The sequence below is a fragment of the Pseudomonas sp. NPDC087803 genome (genome assembly GCF_044742995.1).
GTDB lineage: Bacteria > Pseudomonadota > Gammaproteobacteria > Pseudomonadales > Pseudomonadaceae > Aquipseudomonas.
Window position 1 is genome coordinate 1 of record NZ_JBIUVO010000036.1, and the last position, 26,617, is coordinate 26,617.

Below are 26,617 nucleotides of genomic sequence, written 5' to 3' on the forward strand. Positions count from 1 at the left end.
CTTCCAGGCATTCGCGGACTTTCTCTTCATCGACATGACCCCTGCCAAGAACCAGCGCGCCGTGGAAGAGAAAGTCCGCGAATGCCTGGAAGCCGACCGCGCTCGCGTGCAGATCGGCCGCATCTCGCGCTTCGGCCTGCTGGAAATGTCCCGCCAGCGCCTGCGTCCATCGCTGGGCGAGAGCAGCGGCATCGTCTGCCCACGCTGCAACGGCACCGGCATCATCCGTGACGTCGAATCGCTGTCGCTGGCAATCCTGCGCCTGATCGAAGAAGAAGCCCTGAAAGACCGCACTGCCGAAGTGCGCGCTCAGGTGCCGATCCCGGTCGCCGCGTTCCTGCTCAACGAAAAACGCAACTCGATCACCAAGATCGAACTGCGCACCCGCGCCCGTATCGTCATCCTGCCGAACGATCACCTCGAAACGCCGCACTTCGAAGTTCAGCGTCTGCGTGACGACAGCCCGGAAGCCGCGACCAACCAGTCCAGCTACGAAATCGCTGCTGCCGCTGCCGAAGTCGAAGAAGTCCAGCCAGCCGCTGCGACCCGCACCCTGGTTCGCCAGGAAGCCGCGGTCAAGACTGCTCCGGCCCGCGCCAACGCTCCGGTGCCAACCGAAGTCGCCGCGCCTGCCGCTGCTGCACCGGCTCCGGTTGCCGCGCCAGAGCCAAGCCTGTTCAAGGGTCTGGTGAAGTCGCTGGTCAGCCTGTTCGCGACCAAAGAAGAGCCAGCCGCTCCGGTTGTCGTTGAAAAACCGGCCACCGAGCGTCCAGCCCGCAACGAAGAGCGTCGCAACGGTCGTCAGCAGAGCCGCAACCGTAACGGTCGCCGCGATGAAGAGCGCAAGCCGCGCGAAGAACGTGCACCGCGTGAAGAACGCGCCCCACGCGAGCCGCGTGAAGAGCGTCAGCCACGTGAAGCCCGTGAAGTCCGCGAGCCGCGTGAAGCCCGCACCGAGGCGCCAGCCGCTCGCGAAGAACGCGCTCCACGCGCTCCGCGTGAAGAACGTGCACCGCGTGCGCCACGTGAAGACCGCAAGCCACGTGGCGAGCGTGAAGAGCGTGTCCGCGAACTGCGCGAGCCACTGGACGCCGCTCCGGCTGCACCCGTAGCGGCTGCCGCTGCCGCTGTTGTCGCAGAAGAACGTCCGGCCCGTCAGCCACGCGAAGAACGCGCCCCACGCCCACCGCGTGAAGAGCGTCAACCGCGTGCCGAACAGGCTGCTGCGGTAGCCGAAGAAGAAGTGCTCACCGGTGAAGAGCAACTGGCGGAAGACGGTCAGGACAGCGCCGAAGGCGATCGTCCACGTCGTCGCTCCCGTGGTCAGCGTCGTCGCAGCAACCGTCGCGAGCGTCAGCGTGATGCCAACGGCAACGTGATCGAAGGTTCGGAAGAGTCCGAGTCCGGCGAAAACGCTGAGGCACCAAACGCTGCCGATCTGGCTGCCGGCCTGGCCGTGACCGCCGCTGTTGCCAGCAGCGTGATCAGCGCTCCAGCCGAAGCCCAGGCTCACGAGCAAGCTGAACGCGCCACCGCCGCCACCCTGGAAACTGCTCCAGCAGAAGCGCCGGTCGTTGAAGCCACTACCCCGGTGGAAGTGGTTGCGGCTCCGGAAGTCGAAATCGCCCCGGTTCGCGAAGCTCAGCCTCAGGTTGAAGTCGCTGCCGAGCCTGCCCCGGTTGTCGAAGCACCCGTCGTGGCCGCAGAGCCAGTGGTTGAAACCGTCGCTGAAACCGTGACCGAAACCGTGCGCGAAGTTCGTGAAGAACAGACCGCCTTCAACTGGGTTGCCGAGCCTGCCGTCGCTGAAACTCCAGCGCCAGCAGTAGAAGCCCCGGTGGTTGAGGAAACCAAAGCTGCCGCGCCAGTGGTTGAAGCCGCTGAACCTGCTCCAGCGCCAGTCGTTGAAGCACCGGTGATCGAAGCGCCTGTTGTTGCTGAAGCACCTGCTCCAGTGGTTGAAGCCGCACCCGCCAGCGCCCTGACCGCCAATGGCCGCGCGCCGAACGACCCGCGTGAAGTGCGTCGCCGCAAGCGTGAAGCCGAGCGCCTGCAGAAGGAAGCCGAACTGGCTGCCGCTGCTGCTCCGGCTGCTGAAGTGGTCGAAGTTGCTGCTGTCGTGACTGAAGAAGCGGTGGTTGAGTCGGTCATCGCCGAAGCACCACGCTCCGTTCAGGACGCGGTCGAGCATCACCAAGAGGCCCAGGAAAAAGAACACGAGCCTAAACCGCTCGTGTAATTTCCGAAGCCGTTAAAAAGCCCCGCCCGGTGAAAACCTGGCGGGGCTTTTTTATTCCATTTGGAAGATCAAAAGATCGCAGCCTTCGGCAGCTCCTACAGGAGACCTATGTAGGAGCTGCCGAAGGCTGCGATCTTTTGATCTGGCCTTTATTTGAACACCAACGCCTCAGGCACATCGATATCCCACAACACCCCGGGATCATCCACCACCACTTCCACCACCCGCCCCTGCTTGAACAACGGCCTGGCTCCGCGATCACCGCTCAACGCCTGCAACGCCGGCCCGAACGATCGCCCGAACCCCACCGGATGCCCAAACTCGCCATCCTGTACCGGCACGCTCACGGCGTCGTCGGTCATCGCCGACGCCACCCGCTGAATACTCGACGGCAGGATAAACGGCATGTCCCCGAGCACAATCAACCAGCCATCCGCCTCCGGGCAAGCCGCAACGCCCGCTGCAATGCTGTCCCCCATCCCGCTCGATTCAATCGAGACCACCTCACAGCCATAGGCCTGCGCCATACGCATCGCCTGCGGTCGCGCCTCGGTGGTGACCAGCACTCGCTTGTCGAGACTGGCCGGCAGATTCACCAGCACCTGCTCGATCACCGAACGCAACGCGCCATCACGCCCGCTGCAATCGGCCAGCAGCTTGTCCTTGTCCGCACCCGCGATCTCTCGAAAGCGACTGCCCTCGCCCGCCGCCAGCACGATTACTGCGATGGATCGACTCATGTGCCCTCCACGATTTTCTTCTGTTTCAACTCGACGCCGTTCTTGATCGCCACAATCTCCGCCAACAATGACAGGGCAATCTCCGCCGGTGAATGGCTGCCAATGTGCAAGCCAATCGGCCCGTGCAACCGCTTGATCGCCTCGGGTGACAAGCCTAGCTGAGCCAGATTGTCCCGGCGCTTCTGACTGTTGACCCGCGAACCGAGTGCACCGACATAAAACGCGGGTGAATCGAGCGCAGTGAGCAGCGCCATATCATCCAGACGTGGATCGTGGGTCAAGGCGACGATGGCCGTGCGTTCGTCCGTCTGAATGCTCAACACCGCGTCATCCGGCATGCCCGGAACAAACCGCCCGTGGTGCTCTTCCCAGCCGTAGACGAACTCGGTACGCGGATCGCAGATCAGCACTTCGAAATCCAGCAGCCGCGCCATATCGGCGACATAACGCGACAGCTGCCCGGCGCCGATCAGCAGCAGGCGCCAGCGTGGGCCATAAATGGCGCGCAGGGTCTTGCCGTCGAACGCCAGTACATCGGATTTGCTCGCCGCCGACAGCACAACCTCACCGGTTTCGATGTTCAGCTCGCGGGCGACAATTTCATGGGCCTCACAGCGCGCGAGCAATTCAGCGACCCACGCCGGATCAGCCACCCGCTCCTCGGTCAGGCGCAGCGTGCCGCCACAGGGCAGGCCGAAACGCGCGGCCTCCTCCCGAGTAACGCCATAGGTAATCAGTTGTACCGGCGGGCCGTCGCTGGCGATGCGCCCGTCGTGCAGGCGGGCAATCAAGTCATCCTCGACACAACCGCCCGACACCGAGCCGATCACCACGCCGTCCTCGCGCAACGCGAGCATCGCACCGGGTGCCCGGGGCGCGGTGCCCCAAGTCTGCACCACGCTGAACAGCACCACCCGCTGCCCGGCGCGGCGCCATTCGAGCACGCTGCGCAGGACGTCGAGATCGGCGCTGTCCATCAGGCCGGTACCTGCTGTCGAGAGTGCCAGACCTGAAGAGTCAGGGTAATCATGGGTTCACCCGCAGAGGGTTTCGGTTATGGTCGGCGGTTTACGCCAACCCCGCGATCAACAAAAAAGCCCTGCATATTCTATTCATGCAGGGCTCGGGGTGCTGCTTGAAAGCGTAGCCTCAATAGCGGTTGGGCTCCATTTCCAGCTCGACATTGAAACGCTCGGCGATATCTTTCTGGATGCGTTGCGCCAGATCGAGCAATTGCAGGCCGGTCGCGGAGCCGTAGTTGACCAGCACCAGCGCCTGCAATTTATGCACGCCGGCATCGGCCTCGCGGAAACCTTTCCAGCCAGCGCGCTCGATCAACCAGCCGGCGGCCAGTTTCATCTGCCCGTCCGCTTGTGCGTAAGCCACCAGATCCGGGTGCTGCGCCTTGATCTGTTCGACCAGCTCGGCCGACACCAGCGGATTCTTGAAGAAACTGCCGGCATTGCCGAGCACCGCCGGATCCGGCAGTTTTTCGCTGCGGATACTGCAGATCGCGCGGCTGACATCGCTTGGCGTCGGTTGCTCGATGCCCTGCTCGGTCAGGCGCTGACGCACCGGGCCATATTCCAGATGCAGATGCGCGACACGATCAAGTTTGAAGCGCACACGCAGGATCAGCCAACGCCCCGGCTGCTGCTTGAACAGGCTGTCGCGGTAGGCGAAGTTGCACTCTTGCAGGCTGAAGTCGCGCAGCTCGCCGGTCTGGCGATCCAGCGCGGTCAGCCCGGCGAACACATCCTTGATCTCGACGCCGTAGGCACCGATGTTTTGCATCGGCGCCGCGCCAACGGTGCCGGGAATCAGACTGAGGTTTTCCAGACCGGAAAAACCCAGCGCCAAGGTGTGTTGCACGAACGGATGCCACGGCTCGCCAGCTTCGGCTTCGATCACCACGCGGCTGCCGTCATCGCTGATCAGCCGAATGCCACGACTGGCCATGCGCAGCACCAGCGCCGGAATGTCTGCGGTCAGCAGCAGGTTGCTGCCGCCGCCGATCACCAGCACTGGCAGGTCATGGGCAGTCGCATAGGCCAAGGCTTCGCGCACGTCGGCATCGCTGTGGGCCTCGGCGAACAACTGCGCGCGCACATCCACGCCAAAACTGTTGAACGGCTTCAGCGAAACCTGGGGTTGCACCTGCAAACTCATAACCGGCCCTTCACTTCGATCAACAGTTGGTCACAAGCCGCTTCGATCAAATCCAGCACCTGCTCGAAACCCTGATCGCCGTCGTAATACGGATCCGGCACTTCATCGACCACCCCGGCATAACGGCGCAGGAACAGGTCCAGCTCGGCCTTGCCGGTGGACGGTTGCAGTGCCTTGAGGTTGCGCAAGTTGCTGTTGTCCATGGCCAGAATCAGGTCGTAACTGGCGAAATCGGCACGGCTGACCTGCTGCGCACGTTGCGCCGACAGGTCATAACCACGCACTTTGGCCGCGGCCTGGCTGCGCTTGTCCGGCGGATTGCCGACGTGCCAGTCACCGGTGCCGGCGGAGGCCACTTCGACCTGATCCGCCAGCCCCGCTGCGCGCAGTTTGCGGCGCAACACGCCTTCAGCGGTGGGCGAGCGGCAAATGTTGCCCAGGCACACGAACAGAACGCGCATCAGGCCTCCAGCAGGCGACGAACGCGCTCGAGGTCTTCAACAGTGTCGACCCCGGTCGGCGGCGCAATCAACGCATCGGCGACATGAATTCGCACGCCGTGCCACAGGGCACGCAACTGTTCGAGGGATTCGGTGTTTTCCAGCCAGCACGGGCCCCAGCTCACGAAGTCCTGAAGAAACCCGGCGCGGTAGGCATAAATGCCGATGTGACGACGGTAAGGCACGCCTTCCGGCAACTGCTCACGAGTCTTGGCGAACGCATCACGGGCCCACGGCAAGGTGGCGCGGCTGAAGGTCAGCGCCAGACCGTTGAGGTCGCTGACGACCTTGACCACGTTCGGGTTGAACAGGGTTTCCACATCCTCGATCGGCTCGGCCAAAGTGGCCATGCGCGCCTCGGTGTGGGCCGCGAGGTTGGCGGCGACCTGATCGATCACGCTCGGCGGAATCAGCGGCTCGTCACCCTGCACGTTGACCACGATCGCGTCCGGCGCAAGGCCCAGCTTGGCGGCTACTTCCGCCAGACGATCGGTGCCGGAGTTGTGGTCTTCACGGGTCAGCACCACTTCCGCGCCGAACGCCTTGCAGGCCTCGACGATGCGCGCATCGTCGGTCGCGACCACCACACGGCTGGCGCTGCTTTTGCTCGCCTGTTCCCAGACGTGCTGGATCATCGGCTTGCCGGCGATGTCCAGCAGCGGTTTGCCCGGCAGACGGGTCGAGGCGTAACGCGACGGGATGACAACGGTGAACGCAGTGGTCATTTATCCAGACGCTCGTCAGTGGTCAGGGTGCGCGCTTCGCTTTCGAGCATCACCGGGATGCCGTCACGGATCGGATAGGCCAGACCGGCGCCCTTGCTGATCAGTTCGGTCTTGTCGGCGCCGAGCTTGAGCGGGCCTTTGCAGATCGGGCACGCGAGGATATCGAGCAATTTGGTGTCCATGAACATTCCCTGGATAAAGAGTTAAGGCAAAAGACGATCGGGCAACAGGCGCATCAGCTGGGTGTCGAACCAGGCCACGAAGGCCGGTGACGGCACGGCATCGACCGCCAGATACCACCAGTCGTCGGCTGCGAAGGCACGGCACTTCACCGCGTCCTTTTCGGTCATCACCAATGGCAATGACGGTGTGAAATTCAAGGCCTGCACGCTGTATTCGGCGTGGTCGGCAAACGCATGGGGGACTGCTCGCCAGTCTAGCGCTTCGAGGGTATTGAAGAAACGTCGCGGATTGCCGATCCCGGCCACCGCGTGCAGCGATTGACCGGGCGAAAAATGCGCCAGCGGCTTGCGCTCGCCGCTGCGCAGATTGACCAGCGCCGTCGGTTGCAGGTGAAAGGCAAAACCGTCTTCACGATCTGCAGTGGCACCGTTGAACAGCACGCCATCGACGCTTTGCAGGCGCTCGATCGGCTCGCGCAACGGACCGGCCGGCAGGCAGCGTTTGTTGCCCAAACCCCGGGCGGCGTCGATCAGCACCAGCTCCAGATCCCGCGCCAAGCGGTAATGCTGCATGCCGTCGTCGGAGAGGATCAGATCCAGCGGTTCGCTGGCAAGCAGGGCTTTGACCGCCGCGCTGCGATCAGGGTCGATCATCAACGGCACACCGGTGCGCTGCACGATCAACAGCGGCTCGTCGCCGGCGATCTCGGCGCTCTGCTCGGCGGTGACCCGCCACGGCAGTTGCGGCGGCTTGGCGCCGTAACCGCGACTGACCACACCAACCCGCAGACCGGCGCGTCGGCAATGGTCGATCAGCCACAGAATCATCGGCGTCTTGCCAGTGCCGCCGACCGTGATGTTGCCGACCACGATCAACGGCACCGGTGGCTGATAGATCTGGCCTTCACCGTCGAGAAAGCGCTGACGCTTGTTGACCACCACGCGGCGGTAGAGCATTTCCAGCGGCCGCAGCAGCGTCAGGGCCGGATGCCCCTGATACCACGCGGCGAGCAAACGATCGGACAGGCTCATCAGGATTTGGGCGCCGCCTCGACCGTGGTCATGCGCAGATGGCTGAAACCGAGCTTGCCGGCCGCGTCCATGGCGGTGATCACCGATTGGTGTTGGGTCTTGCCGTCGGCGCTGATCGACAACGGCATATTGGTGTCACCGTTGGCTTCTTTCTGCATGGCTTCCATCAGCGTCGCCAGGTCGTTTTTCGGCAGAATCTTGTTGTTCACCGAGAACACACCTTCGGCGCTGATTGCGACATCCAGTTGCTTGAGCTGCTGGTCTTCGGCGGGCGAACCGCTGACCGACTCCGGCAGATCGACGCGCAACTGGGTCTCGCGGGTGAAGGTGGTGGTCACGACGAAAAACAGCAACAGGATGAACACCACGTCGATCAGCGACGCGAGGTTGATGTCGATCGTTTCCCGAGGCTTGCGACGGAATTTCACGCTTTGTCCCCGGCCAGATCGACGTCACGGTCGCCCTGCACCACTTCGACCAGTTTGATCGCTTCCTGCTCCATGCCCACCACCAGTCCGTCGATGCGGCGTTGCAGGAAACGGTGGAAGAACACCGACGGAATACCGACCATCAGGCCCGCCGCCGTGGTGATCAGCGCCTTGGAAATACCGCCGGCCAAGACCGAAGCATTGGTGGTCATGCCGGAACCGGTGAAGGCGCTGAAAATGTCGATCATGCCCAGTACCGTGCCCAACAGGCCCAGCAACGGCGACATGGCGGCAATCGTGCCCAGCGCGTTGACGTAGCGTTCAAGCTCGTGAATCACCCGCGCCGCGGCTTCTTCGATGCATTCCTTCATGATCTCGCGACCATGCTTGGAGTTGGCCAGGCCCGCAGCGAGGATTTCACCCAGCGGCGAGTTGGCGCGCAATTCCTTGAGCTTTTCTTTATTGAGCTGTTTGTCCTTGATCCAGACCCAGACCTGGCCCAGCAGATGCTCGGGGGTGACGCGGCTGGCGCGCAGGGTCCACAGGCGCTCGGCGACAATCGCCATGGCCGCGATGGAACTCAGAATGATCGGCAACATCATCCAGCCGCCGGATTTGACCAATTCCCACACAGTGACAGTCCCCTCGAAAAAGTGCGCCACTTTACCATACCGGTTCGCGATTAAGACCCGCCGCCCCGACGACCTGATGCCGCATTCGGCGATCCCGCGATCAATGGTGTTTCAGCGCCAGAAACGCCGTTGTTGACGCATCGCCCATGGCGGCTGAAAACGGCCCAGTTGCAGATGAAGGGCGCCATGCTGTGCGCTGTCATAGATGCGCAGCCCCTGCTGGCGATAACGCGCCAGTACCAGTGGGTGCGGATGACCGAACGAGTTGCCCTGCCCTCGGGAGATCAGCACCGAATGCGGCTTCAAGGCCCGAAGCAGCGCCATCGAAGAGGAACTGCGGCTGCCATGATGCGGCGCTTGCAGCCAGTGCGTCGGCACCGCCAACGGACTATCGAGCAGCACCTGTTCCGCAGCCGTGTCGATATCGCCGGTCAGCAGCAGACGCTCGCCATTGGCCTCGATCTGCAGCACACAGGAGCGCTGATTGCTGTCACCGGCCGCCGACCATTGCCACAGTTGAAAAGCGACGCCGTCCCACTGCCATTGGCGCCCGCTTTCACAGGCCTCGGCGCGCAGTATCGCGGGTATTCCCAGCGGATCGCCGCTGATCACCCGCGTCACTTTCAGGCCCCGCGATACCGCCAGCGCACCACCGGCATGGTCAGCGTCGGCATGACTGAGCAGCATCAGGTCGATGCGCTCGACCCCCAGTTTATGCAGCGCCGGCAGCACCACCCGCTCCCCCAGATCGAAATCGCCGAAGCGTGGACCGGCGTCGTAAAGCACAGTGTGATGACGCGTGCGGATCAGGATCGCCAGGCCCTGACCGACGTCGAGCTGCCAGACATCGGCCAGGCCCTCGGCCACCCGTTCGCGAGGCGGCGCCAGCAAAATCAACAGCAACGGCCAGCCCAACGGTCGCAATGGCACCCCGCGCGGCAACAGCAACAACCCGGCGCCGAGGCTGCCGAGCAACAAGACCCACCACGGCAGCGACGGCGAGACCCACGCCGGCCAAGCCCCGGCGATCACCGACAAGCCGCGAAACAGCCAGTCGATCAAACCACCGGCCAGCCACAACAAGCCTGCACCGACGTAAGGCACCGGCAACAACAGCGTGCCGAGCAGCGCCGGTGGCAGCACCAGCAGACTGACCCACGGCACCGCCAGCAGATTTGCCACCGGTCCACTGAGGCTGATCGGCAGGTTCAGCGCCAGCAGCACCGGGCACAGACCCAGCGCAATCAGCCATTGCGCCCGGGTCCAGGTCTGCCACCACTTCCACGCACCGAGTCGCCCGCCGAAGATGAAAATCAAAATCCCCACCGCGGCGAACGACAGCCACAAACCCGGACGCAAGCTGGCTAACGGGTCGAGCAACAGCAGCGCATTGAATGCCAGCAACAGCGGCCACCACGCGCCGAGATGGCGAAAGCGCAGACGCCACAACAGCACCAGCCCGACCATCACACAGGCCCGTTGCACCGGCACGTCAAACCCGGCGAGCACGCCGTAACCGAGCGCCGCGGCAAACGCCAGCCCGCAGGCCCATGGCAGCCACGGCCAGCGCAGCGGCCACCAGCCGTAACGCGCCAGCCCGGCGACCAACAGATAGATGACCGCCGCCAGCATCCCGATGTGCTGGCCGGAAATCACCAGCAGATGCACGGTGCCGGTGTCCTGCAGGATCTGCCAGTCCTCGCGACTGAGCCCGGAGCCGTCACCCAGCACCAGCGCCGCCAATGCAGCGCCCCGGCCCTGCGCGTCCACTTCAAGCAAGCGCTGCCGAATGCTGTCGCGCCATGCCCAACTGGCCTCGGCCAGGCGCTGACCGTCCTTGATCGTGCCGGTCGCACCGATGCGTTGTGCCAGAAGCCAAGCTTCGTAATCGAAGGCATCAGGATTGAGCAAACCACCGGGTCGTTTGAGTTTCACCGCCAGCCGCCAGCGCTCGCCGCTGTTGACCGGCGGCCCGGCGTACCACGCCAGACGCAGTAACGACGGCAATTTCTCGTGGCGCGAGCGGGCATCGGCCAGCTCGAAACGCACCACGCCCTCGCTGGTTTGCGGCAAGCCGACCACCCGTCCCTCGACCCAACGGGTTTCGCCGTCAAGCGCCGCGGACAGCCGATCATTCAACGCCCACTGCGCACTGATGCACGCCCAAGTGAAACCGAACAACAGAAGCGCCAAGGGATAGCTGCGAAACGGCAGCAACATCAGCCCCACCAACGGCAACAACATCAGCAACCCGACCGGCGGTAAAACCGGCAAAAAAACCGGAACCAGCAGACCGACTGCCAGCGCCATCATCCCTGTGCGCATAAGCCCGTCCTTGAGAGTTCCTGCGTTAGGCATAGCTGGCGCGCAGCCGGGTCGTCGTCAACAATTGTCACAAAGTCTGAATGGGCGCTTCGTAGAATCCAGACATACTTGCCGCCTTAACCGACCGAGAAGCCTTATGCCCCGGCGCTTATTCAAACGCTACATGCCCGACCCGACGAGCATCAGGGAACACAAATCCTTACGCTTTCTCGGCAAGTTGCTGCATGACCCGAACCTCTGGCACCTCAATCGTCACTCGGTAGCCCGGGCGATGGCGGTCGGCCTGTTTGCCGCGTTCCTGCCGATTCCGGCGCAGATGCTCGTGGCGGCCGCACTGGCGATCACCGTGCGCGGCAATATGCCGATTGCCGTGAGCCTGGTGTGGCTGACCAACCCGATCACCATGCCGGCGGTGTTTTTCTGCACTTATCAGGCCGGGGCCTGGTTGATGAATGTGCCCGCCCGGACCCTGCCCGATTCGTTGACTTGGGAATGGATCAGCGGAGAGCTCTCAACCATGTGGCAGCCGTTTTTGCTGGGGTCGGTGGTATGCGGACTGCTACTCGGCATCCTCGCCTACTTCACGGTGATGCTGTACTGGCGCTGGTGGGTGGCGCGGCAATGGGCACGGCGCAAGAAAAACCGCATGCGCTGAATGCAAAACGGCCTCCGCAATGGAGGCCGTTTTTTTGTGCCGTCGGGTCCGAGCTCCCACAGGAAGACCGGTTCACCTGTAGGAGCTGCCGCAGGCCGCGATCTTTTGACTTTAGGTACCAAGATCAAAAGATCGCAGCCTGCGGCAGCTCCTACAGGGATATTGCGCTCGATCAGGTGCGCATCCCGCGCCCACTCACCAGCAACCGCGCACAACCGAGATACAACACCACCGTCGCCACCAGCATGAAGGTGATCGCAATACCGATGCGGATATCCGACACCCCGAGAATGCCGTAACGGAAGGCGTTGACCATGTGCAGCACCGGGTTGGCCAGCGACACGGTCTGCCAGAACGGCGGCAACAAGGTGATCGAGTAGAACACGCCACCGAGGTAGGTCAGCGGGGTCAGCACAAACGTCGGGATGATCGAGATGTCATCGAAGTTGCGCGCAAACACCGCGTTGATGAAGCCCAGCAGCGAGAAGATCGTCGCGGTCAGGATCACCACCAGCAAGGTCACACCGAGGTGATGCACCTGCAGATGGGTGAAGAACAGCGACAAAATGGTCACGATGACCCCGACCATCAAGCCGCGCAGCACGCCGCCAACGGTGTAGCCGATCAGGATGGTGTGCGGCGACACCGGCGAGACCATCAGTTCCTCGATGGAGCGCTGGAACTTGCTGCCGAAGAAACTCGAGACCACGTTGCCGTAGGAGTTGGTGATCACCGACATCATGATCAGACCCGGCACGATGTATTCCATGTAAGTGAAGCCACCCATGTCGCCGATCTGCCGGCCGATCAGGTTACCGAAGATCACGAAATACAGAACCATGGTGATTGCCGGCGGCAGCAAGGTCTGCGGCCAGATCCGGGTAAAGCGGCGGACTTCCCGGTACACGATGGTATTGAGGGCGACGAGGTTGGGGCGGAACTCGGAACTCATACCGCCACCTTCGACAGATTTTTCTCCACCAGGGACACGAACAGCTCCTCGAGGCGATTGGTTTTGTTACGCAGGCTCAGCACTTCGATGTTCTGCTGCGCCAACTGGGTGAACAGCGCGGTGATGCCCATGGATTTGTCGACCTGGACTTCCAGGGTATGGCCGTCGAGCAACCGGGCGGGATAGCCGAGCAATTGCGGCGCCGCGTGCAAGTCGTTTTTCAGGTCCAGCAGGAAAGTTTCGACGTGCAACTGGCCCAGCAGCTGTTTCATGCTGGTGTTCTCGACGATGGTGCCGTGGTCGATGATGCCGATGTTGCGGCACAGCTGCTCAGCCTCTTCCAGATAGTGCGTGGTGAGGATGATGGTGATGCCTTTCTGGTTCAGCTCGGTGAGGAACGTCCACATCGAACGACGCAGTTCGATGTCGACGCCAGCGGTCGGCTCATCGAGGATCAGCAGGCGCGGCTCATGCACCAGTGCGCGGGCGATCATCAGTCGGCGCTTCATGCCGCCGGACAACGAACGCGACGGCACATCGCGTTTGTCCCACAGGCCAAGCTGGGTCAGGTACTGCTCGGCGCGCTCCTTGGCGATCTTCGCCGGAATGCCGTAGTAACCGGCCTGGGTCACGACGATGTCGAAGGTCTTTTCGAACTGGTTGAAGTTGAATTCCTGGGGCACCACGCCGATCGAGCGCTTGAGCGCAGCGGGGTTCTTGTCCAGGTCGTGACCGAAAATATTCACCGTGCCGCTGGTCTTGTTGACCAGGGTCGAGAGAATGCCGATGGTCGTGGATTTGCCGGCACCGTTGGGGCCGAGCAAGGCGAAAAAATCACCTTCGGCGACGTCCAGATCGATACCACTCAAGGCCTGGAACCCGTTGCCGTAGGTTTTGGTTAGCTGCCGGATGGACAGAGCGGAACTCATATCGGATTTACGCACCAAGAAGGGAGGAAAAGAAAAGATTGGGCCGGGCGGCAAACAAAACAACCACGGCGCATGAAGGCAATGGTGCTTGCCGCCGCCACACAAGTACAGTCAAGTGTGTCGATAGTTATTATCAAGTCAACGCGGTCATGACCGCTTTCTGATACGCCGGACGCTGCTTCAACCGTGCATACCAGGCTTCCAGATGCGGCTGCGCGGCACGCTCGATGGGCATTTCGAACCAGGCATAAATGAAACTGCCCAAGGGAATGTCACCCATGCCGATTTCGCTTCCAGACAGGTACGGCTGGCTGGCAAGAGCCTGATCGGCCATGGCCAGCAGCGCCGTGCATTCCTTGATGGCGGCGTTGATCGCAGGCCAGTCCTGTTTGTCCGCTGGCGTACGCAGCACGCCCCAGAACACGGTGCGGAAAGGTCCGGCAAAACTCGAGGTGGTCCAGTCCATCCACTTGTCAGCAATGGCCCGGGCTTGCAGGTCTGCCGGATACCAGGCGCTGTTCGGCGCGTGTCTGGCCAGCAGGTAACGCACGATGGCATTCGATTCCCACAGCACGAAGCCGTCATCCTCGATCACCGGTACCCGACCGTTCGGGTTCATCGCCCGATATTCCGGCGTGTCGACCACACCGAAAGCGCCACCGGCGTCAATCGCCTCGTAGGCCAGCCCCAGTTCCTCGGCGGCCCACAGGGGTTTCCTGACATTCGATGAGTTTTTCCGTCCCCAGATCTTCAGCATGACCGCCTCTTTTCCAATGCGTGGGCCAGCAGCATACGCCGGATCAGACCCGACTCAAATCACTCTGCATATCGCCCAGCACCCTCGCCTGTTGATCGCCGAACAGATGCGGATAGCACTTTTCCAGGTGTTCGAAGAAGAACTGCTCCGGCACATCGGCAAACTGGCCGTGATCGACCAGATATTCCATCAGCAGCGCGCCGTCACGGTTGTAGGGGTGGAAAACACTGTCGTTGATCCCGTCGAATTCCAACGGCGCGACGTTGAACAATTCGCAGAGTTGCTGATTGAAGGCTGGCGTGGCCTTGACCCAGCGCTCGTTGAGAAACAGTTCGGTGTAGCCGTGCATGGCGAACACATCACTGCGCAGCAACGCCAGCAAACGCGGGGTCGACAGGTGATTTTTGACGTCGGCCAGACCGATGCGCGCGGGAATGCCGCAATGTCGCGCACACCCGGCGAGCAACGTAGCCTTGGGCACGCAATAGCTTTCCCCGGTGGCCAGCGCATAACTGCCGCACAAGGTCTGCGGATCGAGGCTGAAGGTATACGGGTTGTAGCGCACCGCCTCACGCACGGCGTAATAAAGGCCGATCGCCTGCGCGAGCGGGTCGCGGCGGGTCCCACGGTGTTGTTCGGCGAACTCCACCACTGCCGGGTGGTCACTATCGATGAAGCGGCCGGGACTCAGATACTCGCGCATGACGATGTTCTCCTGGGTGAGCCCCGAGTCTAGCGACAGCTCAAGCACAGAGATAACGACGTTTCGGCCAAACATGCACGCAAAGACGCGGAAGCGGCGAACGATTTCCCACGGGTGTTGCCCACCGAACCTACGAAAACCATCCGGGGTTTCCCACGAGTTCAATCACCAGGTTCTGACCACCCCGTTTTGCAGATGCCGTCTAAGCTCTGGAGGGTCGGTTTGCCTTGGTTCACGGAGGATTACATATGCTGTTGTTGTGGATACTGGTTCTGATCGTCGGTGTGGCGTACCTCGCCCACCGCCGCATCGCCCCCCTGCCCGCGTTGGGTATCGTCGCCATTTACCTGCTGGCGATGGGCATTTTCAGCCATGCCCCGGGCTGGTTGCTGCTGGTGTTGTGGGTCGTGCTCGCGGCAGTTGCCGCGCCTTTGCTGCTGCCTGACCTGCGCCGCAAACACTTCACTGCGCCGCTGTTCAACTGGTTCCAGAAAACCCTGCCGCCGATGTCGCAGACCGAACGCGACGCGATCGATGCCGGCACCGTGTGGTGGGACGGTGAACTGTTCAGTGGCCGTCCGGACTGGGACAAACTGCTGTCCTACCCGAAGGCGCAACTGAGCGAAGAGGAACAGGCCTTTATCGACGGCCCGACTGAAGAACTCTGCGCGCTGGTCACTGACTGGCAGATCGGCCAGTCGATGGACCTGCCGCCGGAGGCCTGGAGCCACATCAAGGAACACGGCTTTTTTGCCCTGATCATTCCCAAGGAGTTCGGCGGCAAGGGCTTCTCGGCCTATGCCCACTCGCAAGTGGCAATGAAACTCGCAACCCGCAGCGGCGACCTCGCCTCCACGGTAATGGTGCCTAATTCCCTCGGCCCGGCCGAACTGCTGCTGCATTACGGCACCGACGAACAACGCAATCACTACCTGCCGCGGCTGGCCCGTGGCGACGACATTCCGTGCTTCGCCCTCACCGGTCCGCTGGCCGGTTCCGATGCCGGCGCCATGCCGGACACCGGGATCATCTGCAAGGGCCAGTGGGAAGGCGAGGAAGTCATCGGCCTGCGCCTGAACTGGGAAAAACGCTACATCACCCTCGGGCCGGTCGCGACCCTGCTCGGTCTGGCCTTCAAGGCCTACGACCCGGAGCATCTGCTGGGCGACAAGGACGACCTCGGTATCAGTCTGGCGCTGATTCCTACCGACACCCCCGGCGTGGAAATCGGCCGTCGTCACCTGCCGCTGGGTGCCGCTTTCATGAACGGCCCGAACTCGGGCAAAGACGTGTTCATCCCGCTGGACTTCCTCATTGGCGGCCAGGAAATGCTCGGCAAGGGCTGGATGATGCTGATGAACTGCCTGTCCGTCGGGCGTTCGATTTCGCTGCCGGCGGTCGGTACCGGCGCGGCCAAGTTCACCAGCCTGGTGACCGGTCAGTACGCGCAGATTCGTGAGCAGTTCAACGTGCCGCTGTCGGCCTTCGAAGGCATTCAGGAAGCCATGGCGCGCATCGGCGGCAACGCCTGGATGATGGACGCCGCGCGCATGCTGACTGCCAACGCGGTGGATTTGGGCGAGAAACCATCGGTGCTGTCGGCGATCCTCAAGTACCACCTGACCGAACGCGGCCGCGAGTGCATCAGCCACGCCATGGATGTGCACGGTGGCAAGGCGATCATCATGGGCCCGAACAACTACCTCGGGCGCAGCTGGAATGGCGCGCCGATCTTCATCACCGTGGAAGGCGCGAACATTCTTTCGCGCAACCTGATGATCTTCGGTCAGGGCGCCATTCGCTGCCATCCGTTCGTCCTCAAGGAAATGGCCCTCGCCGGCCGCGAAGACAAGGAACAGGCACTGAAAGAATTCGATGGCCTGCTGCTCAAGCACATCGGCTTTGCGGTGGGTAACGCGGCCAGCACCCTGGTGCTGAACCTGGGCTTCGGCCACTTCGAACATGCGCCCGGAGACAAGATCAGTCAGGGCTACTTCCGTGCACTCAACCGGCAGGCAGCGGCATTTGCCATGCTCGCCGACTTCAGCATGATGTTGCTGGGTGGTGAACTGAAGCGTCGTGAACGTCTGTCCGCGCGTCTGGGCGATGTGCTGAGCAATCTGTATCTGGCCTCCGCCGCGCTCAAGCGTTATCACGATCTGGATTCGCCGGCGCATATGGAACCGCTGTTCCGCTGGGCCATGGAAGAAAGCCTCGGTCAGTCGGAACGGGCGCTGGATGAACTGCTGAGCAATTTCCCGAACAAAGTGTTTGGCTGCTTGCTGCGAGTGATCGTGTTCCCGTTCGGCCGTCGCCACAAAGGCCCGTCGGACAAGCTCGGTGCCGAAGTGGCAGCGGTGATCGGTCGCGCCAAGGGCGATCCGACGCTGGAAGAACTGCTCGCCGGCTGCTATCGCCCGCAGTCTGCCGACGATGCCGTCGGTGCCCTGCAACACGCCAGCGATCTGCTGACTGCCGCGCAACCGCTGCACAAGAAACTGCACACGGCGCTGAAAAGTGGTCAGGTCAAACCGGTGGCTGGCGAACACGCCATCGACGCTGCGCTGGAGGCCGGGGTGTTGCAGGCGGCAGAAGCGCAGACCCTGCGTGATGCCGAAGCGGCGCGGCGCAAGGTGATCGACGTCGATGATTTCGACAAGGAAGAGCTGAAGCAGGCTGAGGGCAAAGTCCGCTGATCCTGATTACCGTGTAGCTGTTTATTTGTGAAAAACGGGCGCGGGGGCTTTATACTCCCGCGCCCGTTTTGCTCTTGAGGACTTATCTCGTGTCCAACGTCGTTGCCGATCATCTTGTTTTGCTCGACCATCTGCGCAGTATCCTGGTCGCCGTAGGTGAGGCCGAACAGGTGCCCGAAGAAAGCCATGCCTTGTTCCTGGAGCGCTTCGATGAACTGCTGGCGTCCCTGCCGATCGATCCGATCGAAAGCCAGTACCTGGGCCAGGACATCCTGACCCAAGTGATTACCCGTTATCCGCAAATTGCCCACCTGATCCCGCGGGATCTGCTGTGGTTCTTCGCCGGTGACTGCCTGCACTACCTGTCCGATGAAGAAATCGACCTGTATCAGGCGCTGGAAGAACGTCGCTACGAAGCCGAACAGAACGACGAACCGTTCGACTGGAATCAGGAAAAACAGCTGCTGGCGATGTCTGCCCAGGACAGCAAGCACTGATTTAATGGTTTGAAGATCAAAAGATCGCAGCCTGCGGCAGCTCCTACACAGATCTCGTGTACGCACGTTCAATGTTGGAGCTGCCGCAGGCTGCGATCTTTTGCTTTTAAAGTAGCCCCTCGCTCTCCGGCAATTCATACGCCATCGCCAGATTGTTCGGTGCCCCCGCCTTCCCCGGCTTGCTCAACGTCGGCTCCTTCTCCAGACATTCCACCAGATAGTCGATAAACACCCGCAACTTCGGCGGCAGGTACCGCGTCGGTGAATGCAGCAACCACAGACCGCCGTGGTATGAAGCAAGGAACGTCCATTCCGGCAAAACCTGCACGATCAACTTCTGCTCCAGCGCATAACGCGCAGTGAAGTACGGCAGGCTGCCAATACCAATGTGCTGCAACACTGCCCCGAGCCGCACGCCGGTATGGTTGGCGGCATAGCGGCCACGCACACCGACGGTCACCGCTTTACTGCCCTTCTTGAATTTCCAGCGTGCATCGCTCGGGGTTTCACCCAGATAAATACAACTGTGGTTGAGCAGATCGTGTGGGTGAGTCGGCGTGCCGTGTTCGGCGAGGTATTGCGGGGTGGCGCAGAGCAAATGGTCGATGGTCAGCAACTGCCGCCCGACCAGCCCGGCCGGCGGGTGATCGGTGATGCGGATCGCCAGGTCGACATGATCGTCAATCAAATCAACTTGCCGGTCTTCCAACAGCAACTCGACATCAACCTTCGGGTAGCGCCGCAGAAACTCGGGCATGTGCGGATGTATCACGAAGCGCCCCACCGCTTTCGGCACACTGACCCGCACCAGCCCTTCCGCCTCGTGGGTGAACTGCCCGCTGATCTCCATCACCGATTTGGCGGCGCTGACCATCTCCTGACAGCGCTTGAACACTTCCTCGCCACCGTCACTCAAGCGCAGTTTGCGGGTAGTGCGCTGCAGCAAACGCGTGGCCAGGGCCTTTTCCAGCCGCGAGATGCTGCGACTGATCGCCGACGGTGACGAACCCAACTGGCGGGCAGCCTCGGAGAAACTGCCGGTCTCCACGACCTTGACGAAGATCGCCATTTCACCGAGCAGTGGCAGCGGAAGATTGATGCTCACAGCGCACAAGTCCTTTGATGTTTGAACGGATTATCACGTTATTGCACGATTCATATAATAAAAATAGAAACTTTAATAAGGGCATGGAATATGACGCTTCGCCTCTTTTTCCATAGTGATGACCTCAAGGCTAATGTGGAAGTCCTCGACTGCACGCCCCACGAGAACGAATTTGCCGTGGTGCTGCGCGCCACGCTGTTTCATCCGCAAGGCGGTGGTCAGCCTTGTGACACCGGCATGATTGGCGAAAGCCAGGTGCTGCGCGTGGTGCAGGAACCGGACCGGATCGTCCATTACGTCGATCGCCCGGTGAAACTCGGCATGACCAGCATCCACGTCGATGAACCACGTCGCCGCTATAACACCCGCATGCATTCGGCCGGGCATCTGATCGGGCACTTCGTCCAGGCTCTGGGCTGGACGCCGATCAAGGCCCACCACTGGCCGGACGAAGGCCGGGTGCAATTCAAACCGGGCGACAGCGCCCAAGAGGTCGACGCACCCACCGTTCAACACGGAATAACTCAGTGGATCGAGCACGATCTGCCGCGCCTGACCTCACTGCGCGAAGGCGCGCGGGAAATCGGTTTTGGCGAGCTGCCGGCCTATGGCTGTGGCGGCACCCACGTACGCAGCCTGAAGGACTTGGGCACAGTCACGATCGCCTCCCTTTCGCAGAAGAAAGGCACGCTCTCCGTGCATTACAGCGTGGATTAAGCATTTCGGACGCTGCCCCGCGCAGCGTCCGGCGCCGGGGGAACCGCACTCGCCGGTTCCGTTGACTATCGCTAGATGGACCTAAAAACAATGATGCTAGACGTCGAGCGTCTCGATGAGACGTGCATAAAAAAACTGGCCAACGAAGAAGTCCTCGCCATTCGCGTCAAAGGCTTTTTGCCCGAGCCACTGGCGATCGAGATTGGTGACAAGATCCTTGCACCGGGTTTCGAGGGCTACATCAACGCGCCGAGCATCGGCCGGATCGGCATGGCGTTTTACGAGGCGGAAAACCAGCCGCTGCTGATCGAGGACTACTTCGAGCGCGCCACCCGCAACATCGCCGAACTGCGCGAGCGCTGCGCGCCCTACTCCTCGCCGGTCGACACCCTGCGCTGCATGCTCGACGAGTCATGGCCGGCCGGCGCCCATCTGGAAAACCTCTACGGTCGCAAGATGTACGTCGGCCTGTCGCGGGTGGTCAAACCCGGCGTGTGCTTTCTCGCCCATCACGACATTTTCGCCAAGGACGCCCCGGACAGCTTTCAGGCCCGCAGTCTGGAGGCGCAGTTCGCCTGCAACGTGTACCTGAACATGCCGACCGAGGGCGGCGCGTTGCAAATGTGGGACGACGACATCACGCCCGATCAGTTCGACGAGATGCGCGGCGACAGTTACGGCATCGACCCGGCGCTGCTCGGCCCACCTGCCCTCGAAGTGCGGCCGCAACCGGGGGATTTCATCATGTTCAATTCGCGCTGCATGCACTCGGTGACACCGGGCGTGGCGGATCCGCGCTTGAGCCTTTCGTTCTTTGTCGGCTATCGCGGCAATGCTTCACCCCTGACCTTTTGGAGCTGAGATGTTATCGAACTACCTGGGCGAGTTTCTGGCGCTGGCCACCATCCACTTTCTGGCCGTGGTCGCTCCCGGACCGGACTTCGCCGTGACCATCCGCCAGAGCGTACGCTTTGGCCGACTGGTGGGGATCTGCACGGCACTGGGCATCGGCGCCGGCATTTCCGTGCACGTGCTCTACACGTTGCTCGGCGTTGGTGCCTTGATGCACACCACGCCGTGGTTACTGACCGTAGCCAAGGTGATTGGGGGCGCGTACATCTTTTACCTCGGCATCAGCCTGATTCGCAGCAAACCGAAAACCACGCTTGAGGGCGAAAAAAGCACGGACGAACCACTGGTTGCGCAATCGCTGTTCAAGGCGTTCAGCACCGGTTTTCTGACCAATGCCACCAACCCCAAGGCCACGCTGTTTTTCCTGGCGATCTTCACCACGATCATCAGCGCCAGCACCCCACTGGAAGTCCAGGCGCTGTACGGGGTGTGGATGTGCTTCGTGAATGCGCTGTGGTTCGTGATCGTCGCGCTGTTTTTTTCCAGCAGCCGGGTGCGCACCCTGTTCATGCGCATGGGCCACTGGTTCGAACGCAGCATGGGGGTGATCCTGATTCTGTTCGCCGGACGTCTGGTGTTGTCGATGTAAAAACCGCCTGCAGAACAAAAGGCCCGATCAGTGACTACCGATCGGGCCTTTTTCGTTTGTGCGCCGCTTTTACGTTTCTGTGCGACGGATCCCACTTCAGGGGCTCCCCTTCAACACCTTCGCAGTGTTAGTTTGGAAAAGATTTGTTTCATCTTTCAAACACTTCCTTATCAATTGCCTGCAAAGGAATGCCCATCACCATGGATTTTTCCCTCAAGCGTCTGGCTGCTGCCAGCCTGGTTCTGGCCAGTTTTTCCGCATTCGCCCTGCCTGCCCAGGCCAACATCAGCCCTGAGCAAAGCACTGCGATCCTCAAGACCTTCAGCGATGCGACGGTCAGCGATTTTCGTCAGTTCCTCGGCGCTGTGGCCAAGAGTGATCTGAGCAAAACCGACAACCTTGCTCCGGCAATCAATGGCTTTCTCGACAACCAGACCCTGACCGCCGAGCAGCAGAACGAGATCAATCGCCTGCTGGGTATCTACACCCGCGTGAAGTACGGCAAGGCCGCCCTCGAGAGCCTGCGCGAACTGGTGGAAATCCCGACCTTTCAGAAAGAAGGCGTAGCCCAGTACGACAATCCCGAGTTCATCAAGATCGCCGAAAAGATCAAGAGCCTCGCCGAATCGTTCAACCTGAAATTCCGCAACGTCGACAACCGTGTCTATGAAATCTCCCTCGACGGCAGCGGCGACGAAGTCGTGGGCATTCACGCGCACGCCGATGTGGTGCCGGTGACTCCGGAAAACTGGGTGCTGAAGGACGGCACCAAACTCGACCCGTTCAAGGTCACCCTGATCGGCGACCGCATGTACGGTCGCGGCACCGAGGACGACAAGAACGGCATCGTCGTCGCGCTGTACGCAATGAAAGTGATCAAGGAAGAAAAGCTGCCGCTGGCACGCAACTTCAAACTGCTGGTGGACACCACCGAAGAAACCACTGGCGACTCGATCCCGTATTATTTCGAACGCAACCCGACGCCGAACTACAACCTGGCGCTGGATGGTGGTTACCCGGTGGTCATTGCCGAGAAAGGCTACGGCACGGTCATGGCCAGCTTCCCGCTGCGCAAGGCTGAAGGCAGCGGCGCGGAAATCATCTCGATGACCGGCGGCCTGGCGACCAACCAGATTCCATCGGTGTCGGTGGCCACCCTCGTCAGCGACCAGCCTGAGCAACTGACCAAGAGTCTGCAAAAGGCCGGCAACGACTACGCGAAACAGCACGGCGGCAACTTCAAGGTCGCGGCCAAGGTTGACGGCAAAGAGGTCAAACTGAGTGTCACAGGTGTATCCGCGCACTCCTCCGAGCCTGAGTCCGGCGTCAACCCGGTGGCGCGCATGCTCGACTTCATCAACAGCCTCGACGGCAAGGTTGCGCTCAAGCACAACCAGATCACCGACGCGGCGCGCTATGCCTCCAACAACTGGGGCCTGGATTACCTGGGCAAGAAACTCGGCGTGGGCTTCTCCGATTCGTTCATGGGCCCGCTGACCGCTTCACTGACTTACGTTGGCGCGGATGACAAGGCCTTCAAACTGGCGGTCAACCTGCGTGTGCCGAAGGGCAAATCCCCGGAAATCCTGAAGCAGGAAATCGCTGACAAGCTCGCTGCCTGGAGCAAGAAAACCCATGTCGCCGTGGACTTCACCTACTCGATCGCCGAACCGATGTACCGTAATCCGGAAGGTGAATGGGTCAAGGCTCTGCTGGCGGTGGCCGCTGAAAACCTGGGCATGAAGCACCAGTTCGGCACGTCTGCCGGCGCGACCTCGGTGCATGAATTACCGAACGGCGTGCAATTCGGTCTGGCCCGACCTGAAGTCACCTACACCGGCCACACCGACGGCGAGTTCAAGACCGTCGAGCAATTCCTGCTGGACCTGCAGATCGTCACGGAAATGATGGGGCGTGTCGGCCAGCTGCCGAAGCTCTGACGGGGCAGGAGCCCGCGGATCCAGCGGGCTGATCATGAATGACGCGCAACAAAAAAGGACCTTCGGGTCCTTTTTTGTTGCGCGACGAATGCTGCACAAACAAAAACGCCGATCATCACTGATCGGCGTTTTTGTGAAATTGGAGCGGGAAACGAGACTCGAACTCGCGACCCCGACCTTGGCAAGGTCGTGCTCTACCAACTGAGCTATTCCCGCAATGGCGTCCCCTAGGGGACTCGAACCCCTGTTACCGCCGTGAAAGGGCGGTGTCCTAGGCCACTAGACGAAGGGGACAGGCTACAACTTTCACTAATAAAAACGCCGCTCACTGAGCGGCGCTTTTAGAATTTGGAGCGGGAAACGAGACTCGAACTCGCGACCCCGACCTTGGCAAGGTCGTGCTCTACCAACTGAGCTATTCCCGCAAATGGCGTCCCCTAGGGGACTCGAACCCCTGTTACCGCCGTGAAAGGGCGGTGTCCTAGGCCACTAGACGAAGGGGACACGCTACAACATTCACTCCCTGCCGCGTTTCGCTGTGTGCTTTACGCTGCAAGTGGCGCGCATTCTATGGATGGTTTGAGAGGTCGTCAACCCCCGAATATAAATTTATTTAAATCAATGACTTCGACCTGCTTTACGGGAGCATTCGGGCTTTTCCGTCGCCCGACGATTGACGCCTATATTCCGCCACTCGCCAAGACGTTATAGTCCGCAACACAGTGATGGCAATCTGCGCACGTTGCGCCAGCATTCATATAAGCAGTGTGCAGCCGATATAGACACAAGCTGCTGAATCAACTCGTCGAGCGGCGCTGTGCGCCTGAATGCCCAGCCACTACACTCGCACGCGAACCCTATAAAGAGGTCTTACCGGTGACACCACTCATGATCACCCTGCTAGTCGTAGCCGGGATCGCAATTCTGATCGCCATTGGCTACATGAACCATGTGGTGGAAAACAACAAACTGGAGAAGGCCCGCACCAACGTCGAACTCAACGACCGCCTGCGCCGCTGCGGCGAACTGACCGAAACCTTCCCCGGCCAGTTCATGACCCCGGCGCTCAAGCTGCTGCTGACCCGACTGGAGCTGAACGTCTGCCAGCGCCTGCTGAACCTGGAAAAAACCAGCGCCACGACCAAGGCACGGATCACCGAACTCAGCGCACTGGTCGCCCAGGGCGAGTCGATCCCGGTCAACAACCCCCCGGCCCCGATCCTGACCGAAGCCAAAGCCAAGGACGTCCGCTTCCTGCTCGAAGCCCTGCACGGCCAAATCACCCGCGCCGCCCACGACGGCTTCCTGCCACCGAACGAAGCCAAACACTGGATCCGCGAAGTACGCCACATTCTGGTGTTGCTGCACATCGAGTTCTTCAACAACCTCGGCCAACAGTCCCTGCAACAAAACCAACCCGGCCAGGCCCGCCTCGCCTTCGAACGCGGCGTGCAATACCTGCGCAAACAGCAGGATCCGCAGATGTACTCGGAACAACTGCAATACCTGGAAAAACTCCTCGGTCGCGCCAATGCCCAGGTCATGGACAAGATCGCGCCGGTTGAAGGTGAAATGAATCAGCTGACTGAAGGCCTCAAGGAAGTCGAAGCCGATGCGGACTGGAAAAAGAAAGTGATCTACGACTGATGGTCGAGAGCTGAAAGAGAAGCCACCGAGAGGTGGCTTTTTTGTGGGTGATGGGCTGACTGCAATGGAGAACATCCAGTTGGAGATTGGTCGCTGTCAGGCCGCCTTCGCGAGCAAGCCCGCTCCCACAGTGGGCATGGGTTTATTCATTTGGAGATTGGTTGGTTGTGAGGCCGCCATCGCTGGCAAGCCAGCTCCCACAAGATCAAGATCAAGATCAAGATCAAGATCAAGATCAAGATCAAGATCAAGATCAAGATCAAGATCAAAAGATCGCAGCCTTCGGCAGCTCCTACACACAGGATGAGCGCAAGCTCGGCTGCAGCTCTTGATCTTGCCGTGCCGGCCCCTTCGGCAGGCTGAGTGGAGGGGTTTATCCGGGGGTAGGCGCGCAGCGCCATGCGGCGAAGCCGCATTCATCGAGAGGAGGTGCAGCGAAGCAAACCGGAGGCGATGCCCCCGGATGAATCCCGCAACGAAGGAACCCGAGCCTAAGCGAGGGCCGTACGCCGGGGCCAAGACCTTTGCTTCCTTTGGGGCGTTTGCCAAAGGGAGTCGCTGTAAGGGCGAAACCGCCAGCCGCAACACCCGAAGCAACGGATATTCACCCAAAACCCCAAGAACCTGGTCGGCCCAGAGGCCGCCAAGTCAAAGCCGAAAGTGCCCAACCATCCCCCTGAGCTCCCCCCCCAACCGCGCCAGCTCAACACTGGAAACCGCATTCCCCCGCATCGCAATCGAAGACTGATCCGCACTCGCACGAATACTCGTCACACTGCGATTGATCTCCTCAGCCACCGAACTCTGCTCCTCGGCCGCCGCCGCAATCTGCTGGTTCATCTGCTGAATCAGCGAAACCGCCGCCGCAATACTGCCCAGCGCACTTTCGGTCTGCAACGCATCACTCACGGCCAGCTTCACCAACTCGCCACTGCTCTGAATCTGCTGCACCGACGAATGCGCCGCCGAACGCAAGGCACTGACCAGCCGCTCGATCTCCTCGGTCGATTGCTGGGTACGTCGCGCCAGTGCACGAACCTCATCCGCCACCACTGCAAAGCCCCTGCCCTGCTCCCCGGCCCGCGCCGCTTCGATCGCCGCGTTGAGCGCCAGCAGATTGGTCTGCTCGGCCACGCTCTTGATCACATCCAGCACCGTGCCGATGTTCTGGATCTGCGCACTGAGGCTTTCGATGCTCGAGCTGGCCGAGGTCGCCGAATCCGCCAGTTGCTCGATCCGCGCCATGCTCTGACGCACAACCTGCTGCCCGCTCTCGACCTTGCCATCCGCCGTTTGCGCGGCCAGTGCCGCCTCCTCGGCATTACGCGCCACATCGTGGACAGTGGCGGTCATCTGGTTCATGGCCGTGGCCACCTGCTCGGTTTCTTCCTTCTGGCTGTTGACCTCAAGGTTGGTCTGCTCGGTGACCGCCGACAGCGATTGCGCGGAACTGGCCAACTGCTCGATCCCGGCCTGCAAACCGCTGACGATCGTGCTCAAACCCGTCCCCATCTGCTGCATCGCCAGCATCAGTTGGCCGATTTCG

25 protein-coding genes and 4 tRNA genes are annotated in these 26,617 nt (G+C 61.2%); 9 read left to right on the top strand and 20 right to left on the bottom strand.

Annotated elements, in window-relative coordinates; all coding sequences use genetic code 11:
- On the top strand, positions 1–2,239 hold a 2,239-nt coding region (locus ACIOUG_RS17525), incomplete at its 5' end, for a ribonuclease E/G (protein ID WP_401067245.1).
- Positions 2,240–2,388: 149 nt separating this feature from the next.
- Here ACIOUG_RS17525 and ACIOUG_RS17530 read toward each other — a convergent pair.
- The 10 genes from ACIOUG_RS17530 to ACIOUG_RS17575 all read right to left on the bottom strand — a co-directional run bounded on the left by ACIOUG_RS17530 (position 2,389) and on the right by ACIOUG_RS17575 (position 10,972).
- A complete protein-coding gene (locus ACIOUG_RS17530) occupies positions 2,389–2,979 on the bottom strand; it encodes a nucleotidyltransferase family protein (RefSeq protein ID WP_401067247.1) in 591 nt (196 codons plus the stop codon).
- Positions 2,976–3,956 (bottom strand): XdhC family protein, encoded by a 981-nt coding sequence (locus ACIOUG_RS17535; protein ID WP_401067248.1) that lies wholly within the window; start codon positions 3,954–3,956, stop codon positions 2,976–2,978. Before ACIOUG_RS17535 ends, ACIOUG_RS17530 begins: the two co-directional genes overlap by 4 nt.
- Positions 3,957–4,128: 172 nt before the next feature.
- Positions 4,129–5,148 (bottom strand): UDP-N-acetylmuramate dehydrogenase, encoded by a 1,020-nt coding sequence (gene murB / locus ACIOUG_RS17540; protein WP_401067249.1) that lies wholly within the window; start codon positions 5,146–5,148, stop codon positions 4,129–4,131.
- Entirely contained in the window at positions 5,145–5,609 is a 465-nt protein-coding gene (locus ACIOUG_RS17545; RefSeq protein ID WP_401067251.1) for a low molecular weight protein-tyrosine-phosphatase, read from the bottom strand. The genes murB and ACIOUG_RS17545 overlap by 4 nt, the downstream gene beginning before the upstream one ends.
- The gene (gene kdsB, locus ACIOUG_RS17550; RefSeq protein ID WP_401067253.1) at positions 5,609–6,373 is read right to left on the bottom strand and encodes a 3-deoxy-manno-octulosonate cytidylyltransferase; all 765 of its coding nucleotides are present in this window, start codon (positions 6,371–6,373) and stop codon (positions 5,609–5,611) included. The genes ACIOUG_RS17545 and kdsB overlap by 1 nt, the downstream gene beginning before the upstream one ends.
- Positions 6,370–6,555, bottom strand: a complete 186-nt coding sequence (locus ACIOUG_RS17555; RefSeq protein WP_401067254.1) for a Trm112 family protein — start codon at positions 6,553–6,555, stop codon at positions 6,370–6,372. The genes kdsB and ACIOUG_RS17555 overlap by 4 nt, the downstream gene beginning before the upstream one ends.
- A gap of 21 nt (positions 6,556–6,576) precedes the next feature.
- Positions 6,577–7,587, bottom strand: a complete 1,011-nt coding sequence (gene lpxK, locus ACIOUG_RS17560) for a tetraacyldisaccharide 4'-kinase (RefSeq protein ID WP_401067256.1) — start codon at positions 7,585–7,587, stop codon at positions 6,577–6,579.
- Positions 7,587–8,015 carry a biopolymer transporter ExbD gene (locus ACIOUG_RS17565; protein ID WP_027612340.1) on the bottom strand — a complete coding sequence of 143 codons (429 nt, stop codon included), beginning with the start codon at positions 8,013–8,015 and terminating at the stop codon, positions 7,587–7,589. Before ACIOUG_RS17565 ends, lpxK begins: the two co-directional genes overlap by 1 nt.
- A complete protein-coding gene (locus tag ACIOUG_RS17570; protein ID WP_401067258.1) occupies positions 8,012–8,647 on the bottom strand; it encodes a MotA/TolQ/ExbB proton channel family protein in 636 nt (211 codons plus the stop codon). Before ACIOUG_RS17570 ends, ACIOUG_RS17565 begins: the two co-directional genes overlap by 4 nt.
- 111 nt (positions 8,648–8,758) lie before the next feature.
- On the bottom strand, positions 8,759–10,972 hold the full coding sequence (locus ACIOUG_RS17575; protein WP_401067260.1) for a DNA internalization-related competence protein ComEC/Rec2: 2,214 nt from the start codon (positions 10,970–10,972) through the stop codon (positions 8,759–8,761).
- 136 nt (positions 10,973–11,108) lie between these two features.
- Here ACIOUG_RS17575 and ACIOUG_RS17580 point away from each other — a divergent pair, with 136 nt between their 5' ends.
- On the top strand, positions 11,109–11,627 hold the full coding sequence (locus tag ACIOUG_RS17580) for a DUF2062 domain-containing protein (protein WP_401067262.1): 519 nt from the start codon (positions 11,109–11,111) through the stop codon (positions 11,625–11,627).
- A 172-nt stretch (positions 11,628–11,799) separates the two neighbouring features.
- Here the strand turns inward: ACIOUG_RS17580 and ACIOUG_RS17585 are convergent, their stop codons facing one another.
- The 4 genes from ACIOUG_RS17585 to ACIOUG_RS17600 form a co-directional block, all read right to left on the bottom strand.
- Positions 11,800–12,579 carry an ABC transporter permease gene (locus tag ACIOUG_RS17585; protein WP_003227090.1) on the bottom strand — a complete coding sequence of 260 codons (780 nt, stop codon included), beginning with the start codon at positions 12,577–12,579 and terminating at the stop codon, positions 11,800–11,802.
- A complete protein-coding gene (locus tag ACIOUG_RS17590; protein ID WP_007967569.1) occupies positions 12,576–13,508 on the bottom strand; it encodes an ABC transporter ATP-binding protein in 933 nt (310 codons plus the stop codon). The genes ACIOUG_RS17585 and ACIOUG_RS17590 overlap by 4 nt, the downstream gene beginning before the upstream one ends.
- A 133-nt stretch (positions 13,509–13,641) precedes the next feature.
- Complete coding sequence (locus tag ACIOUG_RS17595) at positions 13,642–14,265, bottom strand: glutathione S-transferase family protein (RefSeq protein ID WP_401067265.1); 624 nt, start codon at positions 14,263–14,265, stop codon at positions 13,642–13,644.
- 43 nt (positions 14,266–14,308) lie between these two features.
- Entirely contained in the window at positions 14,309–14,968 is a 660-nt protein-coding gene (locus ACIOUG_RS17600; protein WP_401067267.1) for a transglutaminase family protein, read from the bottom strand.
- A 248-nt stretch (positions 14,969–15,216) separates the two neighbouring features.
- On the opposite strand from ACIOUG_RS17600, the gene ACIOUG_RS17605 reads away from it, so the two are divergent.
- Positions 15,217–17,664 carry an acyl-CoA dehydrogenase gene (locus ACIOUG_RS17605; RefSeq protein ID WP_401067268.1) on the top strand — a complete coding sequence of 816 codons (2,448 nt, stop codon included), beginning with the start codon at positions 15,217–15,219 and terminating at the stop codon, positions 17,662–17,664.
- A gap of 89 nt (positions 17,665–17,753) precedes the next feature.
- Positions 17,754–18,161 (top strand): PA2817 family protein, encoded by a 408-nt coding sequence (locus ACIOUG_RS17610; RefSeq protein ID WP_007967565.1) that lies wholly within the window; start codon positions 17,754–17,756, stop codon positions 18,159–18,161.
- A gap of 106 nt (positions 18,162–18,267) precedes the next feature.
- On the opposite strand, the gene ACIOUG_RS17615 is transcribed toward ACIOUG_RS17610, so the two are convergent.
- Positions 18,268–19,266 carry a LysR substrate-binding domain-containing protein gene (locus ACIOUG_RS17615; RefSeq protein WP_401067270.1) on the bottom strand — a complete coding sequence of 333 codons (999 nt, stop codon included), beginning with the start codon at positions 19,264–19,266 and terminating at the stop codon, positions 18,268–18,270.
- Between the two features lie 90 nt (positions 19,267–19,356).
- On the opposite strand from ACIOUG_RS17615, the gene ACIOUG_RS17620 reads away from it, so the two are divergent.
- The 4 genes from ACIOUG_RS17620 (at position 19,357) to ACIOUG_RS17635 (ending at position 23,424) form a co-directional block, all read left to right on the top strand.
- Complete coding sequence (locus ACIOUG_RS17620; RefSeq protein WP_401067271.1) at positions 19,357–19,983, top strand: alanyl-tRNA editing protein; 627 nt, start codon at positions 19,357–19,359, stop codon at positions 19,981–19,983.
- Between the two features lie 90 nt (positions 19,984–20,073).
- On the top strand, positions 20,074–20,844 hold the full coding sequence (locus ACIOUG_RS17625; RefSeq protein WP_401067273.1) for a 2OG-Fe(II) oxygenase: 771 nt from the start codon (positions 20,074–20,076) through the stop codon (positions 20,842–20,844).
- Between the two features lies 1 nt (position 20,845).
- On the top strand, positions 20,846–21,484 hold the full coding sequence (locus tag ACIOUG_RS17630) for a LysE family translocator (RefSeq protein WP_103484752.1): 639 nt from the start codon (positions 20,846–20,848) through the stop codon (positions 21,482–21,484).
- Positions 21,485–21,684: 200 nt separating this feature from the next.
- Positions 21,685–23,424, top strand: a complete 1,740-nt coding sequence (locus tag ACIOUG_RS17635; RefSeq protein ID WP_401067275.1) for a dipeptidase — start codon at positions 21,685–21,687, stop codon at positions 23,422–23,424.
- A 140-nt stretch (positions 23,425–23,564) separates the two neighbouring features.
- On the opposite strand, the gene ACIOUG_RS17640 is transcribed toward ACIOUG_RS17635, so the two are convergent.
- From ACIOUG_RS17640 to ACIOUG_RS17655, 4 genes are all read right to left on the bottom strand, one after another.
- A tRNA-Gly gene (locus ACIOUG_RS17640) sits at positions 23,565–23,640 on the bottom strand.
- A 2-nt stretch (positions 23,641–23,642) separates the two neighbouring features.
- Positions 23,643–23,718 (bottom strand) — tRNA-Glu (locus ACIOUG_RS17645).
- A gap of 55 nt (positions 23,719–23,773) precedes the next feature.
- Positions 23,774–23,849, bottom strand: a tRNA-Gly gene (locus ACIOUG_RS17650).
- Between the two features lie 3 nt (positions 23,850–23,852).
- Positions 23,853–23,928: transfer RNA gene (locus ACIOUG_RS17655), tRNA-Glu, on the bottom strand.
- A 384-nt stretch (positions 23,929–24,312) separates the two neighbouring features.
- Here ACIOUG_RS17655 and ACIOUG_RS17660 point away from each other — a divergent pair.
- The gene (locus ACIOUG_RS17660; protein WP_401067277.1) at positions 24,313–25,071 is read left to right on the top strand and encodes a hypothetical protein; all 759 of its coding nucleotides are present in this window, start codon (positions 24,313–24,315) and stop codon (positions 25,069–25,071) included.
- A 648-nt stretch (positions 25,072–25,719) separates the two neighbouring features.
- Here the strand turns inward: ACIOUG_RS17660 and ACIOUG_RS17665 are convergent.
- Positions 25,720–26,601 (bottom strand): methyl-accepting chemotaxis protein, encoded by an 882-nt coding sequence (locus ACIOUG_RS17665; RefSeq protein ID WP_401067305.1) that lies wholly within the window; start codon positions 26,599–26,601, stop codon positions 25,720–25,722.
- Between the last annotated feature and the right edge of the window lie 16 nt (positions 26,602–26,617).